Genomic DNA, 6,360 nt, shown 5'->3' with positions numbered 1-6,360 from the left:
CGTTGCCCACGACTTTGTCTCGAATGACGCCACAGCGCGGTTTGGCAGCGGGCACTGCCCGCCATCCTTTTCTCTCAAGAAAAGGATGCAAAAGTGATCCAAGGGGCGTTCCCCTTGGATATCCCCCTGATGAGGCTCGCTGCTTTCCCGGCAGTATGGGCGGCCCCTTCCGGGGCGGGATGACGCGCTCACGGCCTAGCCAAAACCACTGCCGCGGGTTACGCGAATAGATCACTGTCAGCGCCCATCCGTGACACCCTCCAGCGGCAGCTGGCCCCGGGATGTTCCCAAAAATCGTCGGCTGCCGCCGAAACCGCCCACGCTCCTGCGGGGAGCAAGACGCGGCCCTAGCGGGCAGCAAATCGCGCCCTGGATTTTATTTGAAACTTTGCCGCGGCACACGCGTTTTTGTTTTTCATTGCGTCGCAGCGCGACATCCTCCGGCGGCAGCCGGCGCGCCTATTGTTTAGTTGAAACCACCGCCGCGTCTCACGCGATTAAGTTACCCATTGCGCCGCAACGCGGCTTGGCAGCGGGCACTGCCCGCCCACCGGCAGGTGGGCGTGAAACAAAAGATAAAGGAGAACACAGATGACCATCAAAGAAATGCTATCCTCGGGCTTCATCATCCTGGACGGAGCCATGGGCACCCAGATGCAGCAGCGGGGCCTGCCGGTAGGGGAGCGGCCAGAGACGCTGTCCCTCACCCATCCGGAAATTGTGGCCGGCATCCACAAAGACTATATCCAAAGCGGATCCATGGTGGTGTATACCAATACCTTTGGCGCCAATGACCACAAGCTTTCGGGCACCGGCTTTTCCTGCGAGGAGGTCGTCACCGCCTCGGTGGAGACGGCCAAGGCGGCCTGCCAGGGCACCGGCTGCAAGGTGGGGCTGGATATGGGCCCTATTGGAGAGCTGCTGGCCCCGGGAGGCAGCCTGTCCTTTGAGGAAGCCTACAGCCTCTTTGCCAAACAGGCGGTGGCTGGAGAAAAGGCCGGCGCAGATTTGGTGGCCATCGAGACCATGACCGATCTCATGGAGGTGAAGGCGGCGGTGCTGGCGGTCAAGGAGAACACCTCCCTGCCCGTCTTTGTCACCATGACCTTTGAAGAAAACCGGCGCACCTTTGCCGGATGCAGCATCCCCTGTATGGCCCTGACCCTGGAAGGGCTGGGGGTGGACGCTATGGGCGTCAACTGTTCCCTAGGGCCGGGGGAAATCCTCCCCATCATGGAGGAACTGGCCCAGTGGACCACCCTGCCCCTGATTGTTAAGCCCAACGCCGGCCTGCCCAACCTGGAAACCGGCAGCTATGACATTGATCCGGATATGTTTGCCCGGCAGATGGCTCCCTTTGTGGACTTAGGGGTTACGGTGCTGGGCGGCTGCTGCGGCACCTCCCCGGCCTATATCAGAAAATTAAAAGAAATGCTGGCGGGGAAAAAACCGGTTTCCAGAGCCATCCGCCGCCGCAGCGCCGTCTGCTCCGGCACCCGGGCGGTGGAGATCGACGGGGTGCGGATCATCGGCGAGCGGATCAATCCCACCGGCAAAAAGCTGATGAAACAGGCCCTGCGGGAGAAAAATATGGATTACCTCCTCTCCCAGGCGGTGAGCCAGGCGGAGGCGGGCGCCCATATCCTGGATGTCAACGTGGGGCTTCCCGAGATCGACGAGCCGGCCATGATGGTCCGGGCGGTCCGGGAGATCCAGTCTGTGGTGGACCTGCCTTTGCAGATTGACTCCTCCGACCCGAAAGCGGTGGAGGCGGCCCTGCGGGTCTATAACGGCAAGCCCATTGTCAATTCGGTCAACGGGGAGGAGGCCTCCCTGGCGACCATCCTGCCCCTGATCAAAAAATACGGCGCCGCTGTGGTGGGCCTGACCCTGGACGAAAAGGGAATCCCCCCCAAGGCGGAGGACCGCTTTGCCATCGCCCAGAAGATCCTGGCGGCGGCCCAGAGCTACGGGATCCCCAAGGAGGACGTCTACATCGACTGCCTGACCCTCACCGCGTCGGTGCAGCAGAAAGAGGTGGCCGAAACCTTGAAAGCCGTCCGGATGGTCAAGGAGCAGCTGGGCCTGCATACGGTGCTGGGGGTTTCCAACATCTCCTTCGGCCTCCCCGACCGGGAGCTGATCAACCACAGCTTTCTGCTGCTGGCCCTCTCCCACGGGCTGGACCTGCCCATCATCAACCCCAATGTGGCCAGTATGACCGGGGCGGTAGATGCATATAACGTATTGTATAATATAGACAAAAACTCCGTTTCGTATATAGAAAAGCACAGCGGAGAGGGGGCTCCAGCCGCCTCCGCCCCTGCACCGGCGGCTGGAGAGACGGATATTACCCACGCCATTATCAAAGGGCTCAAGGAGCCGGCCCGGGCCATCACCCAAGGGCTGTGCGAGAAGATGGAGCCCATGGAGATTGTGAACACCCTCCTGATCCCCGCCCTGGATGAGGTGGGCAACCGGTTTGAGACAGGAAAGATCTTCCTGCCCCAGCTGCTCCAGTCGGCGTCGGCGGCCCAGGCGGCTTTCGAGATCATCAAGGAGCGGATCGCGTCCCAGGGGACCGGGACGGTGCAGAAGGGAAAGATTGTCCTGGCCACCGTCAAGGGGGATATCCATGACATTGGCAAGAATATCGTCAAGGTCATCCTAGAAAACTACGGTTTCCAGGTCATCGACCTGGGCCGGGACGTGCCGGTGGAGACGGTGGTGGAAGCGGTGCAGGAGCACGGCGCCCGGCTGGCAGGCCTTTCCGCCCTGATGACCACCACCCTGCCCAGCATGGAGGCCACCGTCAAGGCCATCCATGAAAGGTGCCCTGGCTGCAAGGTGTTTGTGGGCGGCGCGGTCCTCACCGAAGATTACGCCCTGAAGATGGGGGCGGATTTTTACGCCCGGGACGCCAAGCGTTCGGCGGACATTGCCAAACAGGTGCTGCAAGGCTGATCAAAACCCCTCGGATTTCAGAGATCCGAGGGGTTTTTTAAGATTTCCTCACCGGGCGGTTGCAAAGTGGGAAGGAGAGGTGTAGAATAAGGGGAAATTTCACAGGCGGGTTTTCCCGCTTTTTGTTTTAAGGAGGATGGATGAGATGACAGGCTCGGTATCTGGCGGCGCCATCGCTGTGATGATTCTCAACGTCATCATCTGCTTTGGCATACCTTTGGGACTGATGGTCTGGTTGGTGCTCAAGAAAAAGGCTACCATGCGCCCGGTGCTCACCGGAATGCTGGTGTTTTTTGTCTTTCAAATGCTGTTGCGGATTCCGCTGATGCAGAATGTGCTCATGGGGATGGAATGGTTTCAGGAGATGACCCACAACATCTGGCTTTATGGCATCTTTCTGGCCCTGACCGCCGGCCTTTTTGAGGAGGTCGGCCGCTTTGTGGGATACAAAGTCCTGATGAAACGGCAGCAGGCCTGGTGGGACGGCTTTGCCTTTGGGGTGGGCCACGGCGGCCTGGAGGCCATCCTGATCACCGGCACCACCTATGTCAACAACCTGATCCTGGCCGTGTTCATCAACACCGGTGGTTTCGAGGCATATGCCTCTGCCCTGCCCCCTGAGGCGGCCCAGATGATCTACCAGCAGATGGTGGGCACACCGGCCACCGTCTTTTTGATGGCGGGGGTAGAGCGGATTTTCGCCATGGCCATCCAGATTGCCCTCTCTATTTTGGTGCTCGAGTGTGTGCGCAGGCGCAACCTGCTGCTTCTGGTGTTGGCCATCGCGTTGCACACCTTGGTGGACGCCCCTGCGGTGATCCTGATCAACGGCTATGGGGTGAACATTTACCTGGTGGAGGCGCTGTTGGGGCTGGTTGCGGCCTTGGCCTGTGTCTACATCTGGCAGAGCCGCCCCTCGTTCCTGGGCAGGGACGGTTCGGCGAGCTCGATGGGTCAAAACCCGCCCGCCGGCTATATGCCTCCGACGCCCTACGTACCCTCGCAGGGAGAGGGAACCGACAACCCAAATTGACCCTGCTCATCAGGCCTTGACAGAGGTGAGGGCAGTGGTTATAATAGTGGCAGCAAACCAATACAGAAAAACCGGTCACAGCCGCTGCCGGGTGGCTGTGTGGGCAGGAAAACTGCTGCCGGGAAATATGCGTTCGTATCGTCAGGCCTGTGGATACGGCAGGCCTGGCGTTTTTTTGTCCAAATATCTGCGCAAACCATGGAGCATTTCCGCTTTGCGCATTTTGCGGGACAGACAAGTTTGTGAGAAAGGGAAGAAAGCTTATGAGCCATCATCAAATCACCCACGGGAACATTGTGACCACCTTTGCCCGTTATGTCAGCGTGAACATCCTGGGGATGATTGGGCTATCCCTCTACGTTCTGGCGGATACCTTCTTTGTGGCCAACGGGGTGGGAAGCACCGGCCTGGTAGCGCTGAACATCGCCATCCCCCTTTTCAGCCTGATCAGCGGCTTGGGGATGCTCATCGGCATGGGCGGCGGCACCCTGTTTTCCATCGCCTATGGCCGGGGGGACACTTCCAGCTTTGACCGTATTTTTACCCAGACCCTGACGGTGACCGTAGTCATCGGCGCCGTCATCACCCTGGTGGGACTCTGCTTTACCCGGGAAATTGCCCTGCTGTTGGGAGCCACCCCCTCTACCCTGGCCTATGTGGTGGAGTATATCCGGGTCATCCTCACCTTTACCGTGGCCTTTATGCTCAACAATGTGATGCTTTATTTTGTCCGCAATGATTTTGAGCCGGGCCTGGCCATGGCCGCAATGCTGGCGGGGAGCCTGTTTAACATTGTCTTTGACTATATCTTCATCTACCCCATGGATATGGGGATGTTCGGAGCGGCCCTGGCCACCGGATGTTCCCCTGTGGTGGGGCTGTGCATCCTTTCCTTCCACTTCTGGCGGAAGAAGAATCATTTCCGCCTGGCCCGGTGCTCTTTTTCCGGCTCTGAGATCCTGCGCACCTTGAGCACCGGACTTCCCGCCTTTATCACCGAGTTTTCCTCCGGGGTGGTCATCTTCCTGTTCAATATGGTCATCCTGGGGATCTCCGACGAGCTTTCGGTGGCGGCCTACGGAATTATTGCCAATGTGGCCCTGGTCTGCGTGGCGGTCTTTACCGGCATCGGCCAGGGAATTCAGCCGGTGCTCAGCTTAAACTACGGCAGCGGCAAACAGGACCGGGTGAGAAAGGTGCTGGCCCTGGGCTGTATCACCGCCCTTGTATTCGGCGGCCTGTTCCTCCTGTCCGGCCTGCTGTTCCCTGAAACCATTGCGAATATCTTCAATGGAGAGAATAACCCGGAATTGACCCGGATTACCATCCAGGGCATCCGCATCTATTTCTTCGCGTTCCTCCTCATGGGGGTCAATATTGTATTTTCCATCTTCTTCTCCGCCGTGGGACGGCCCCGGCCCTCTTTCTGCATTGCCATCCTCCGGGGCATCTTGGCGATGATCCCTTTCCTGGTGATCCTGCCGCCGCTGCTTGGCCTGACCGGCGTCTGGCTGGTCATCCCCCTGGCGGAGCTGACCACCCTGGCGGTGGGAGCTGTGCTCCTTCTGCGAACCCTGAAACAGATGAAGGCAGATTAAAAAAGCGCACCGGAATATCCGGTGCGCTTTTCTTTATGGCCGAGGGCTGCCGGGGAGCTGGCGGCAAAGGAGAAGAAAGACGCCGGCGGCAAACTCCTCTGGATGCTGGCGGGCCAGCCGCCACAGGCTGTGCTGCCGCTCCCCGCGGTCAAAGACCTCCCAAATGCAGTCGGCGATATAGGCGCATAGGGCCGGCCGGCTGATCTTGGATACCCTGGCCGCGGCGGCCAGCAGTGCCTCCCCCTGGGCGGGACGGATGTCGTCGGGAGTGTGGCAGATGTTTTCCCGCCACGCGGCCAGGGCGCTGGCAATAAAGGAATCCCCGTCGTAGAGTGTGCAGGGATCCAGGCCCAGGGCCTCGCCGCCCACCTCGGCGCACCGCGTGAGGAAGCGGCGCAGATGATAGCGCTGGCTTCCCCGCAGGCCCAGGGCCGCCAGCAGCCGCGCCTTGCCCTGGCGCTCCATAGGCAGGCCCCGGTCGGTCACCAGGCCAAAGGAGCACCGCTCACAGCTGGGGGCCAGAGAGGGCAGCAGCAGGGCGGCAATCCGCTCAAGCTGCCCAGGCTGGAAGGAGTACCACAGGCCGGATACCTTGCCAAACAGCCGCAAGGTATCCAGATAGCCCAGGCGGATGTTCCGCCGGGAAACCTCAGGATCAAACTCCAGGAAGGGGCCCAGGTCCCAGTGGCAGCTGACCACCCGGATCCTAGCGTCGGGATAGCGGGCCGGCCGGACAATGCCCAGGGTTTTCAGGTCCACGGCGAT

General features: G+C 60.1%; 3 protein-coding genes and 1 pseudogene. 3 read left to right on the top strand and 1 reads right to left on the bottom strand.

Going from position 1 to position 6,360, the window contains the following annotated elements:
• Positions 1-591: 591 nt before the first annotated feature.
• The 3 genes from ACZ25G_RS10290 (at position 592) to ACZ25G_RS10280 (ending at position 5,595) form a co-directional block, all read left to right on the top strand.
• A complete protein-coding gene (locus tag ACZ25G_RS10290) occupies positions 592-2,964 on the top strand; it encodes a homocysteine S-methyltransferase family protein (protein ID WP_463682391.1) in 2,373 nt (790 codons plus the stop codon).
• Between the two features lie 145 nt (positions 2,965-3,109).
• Entirely contained in the window at positions 3,110-3,997 is an 888-nt protein-coding gene (locus tag ACZ25G_RS10285) for a YhfC family intramembrane metalloprotease (protein WP_463682390.1), read from the top strand.
• A 263-nt stretch (positions 3,998-4,260) separates the two neighbouring features.
• The gene (locus tag ACZ25G_RS10280; RefSeq protein WP_463682389.1) at positions 4,261-5,595 is read left to right on the top strand and encodes an MATE family efflux transporter; all 1,335 of its coding nucleotides are present in this window, start codon (positions 4,261-4,263) and stop codon (positions 5,593-5,595) included.
• Positions 5,596-5,628: 33 nt separating this feature from the next.
• Here ACZ25G_RS10280 and ACZ25G_RS10275 read toward each other — a convergent pair.
• Positions 5,629-6,360, bottom strand: a pseudogene (locus tag ACZ25G_RS10275) (hypothetical protein); the annotation flags it as partial.

The organism is Zongyangia sp., from assembly GCF_965361945.1.
Note: the sequence above shows the minus strand (reverse complement) of the source record. Positions and strands in the feature narration are given on the sequence as shown.

Coding starts and splice junctions, on each gene's coding strand:
- ACZ25G_RS10285 (WP_463682390.1), top strand. CDS start 3,110: ATGACAGGCTCGGTATCTGGCGGCGCCATCGCTGTGATGATTCTCAAC.
- ACZ25G_RS10280 (WP_463682389.1), top strand. CDS start 4,261: ATGAGCCATCATCAAATCACCCACGGGAACATTGTGACCACCTTTGCC.
- ACZ25G_RS10290 (WP_463682391.1), top strand. CDS start 592: ATGACCATCAAAGAAATGCTATCCTCGGGCTTCATCATCCTGGACGGA.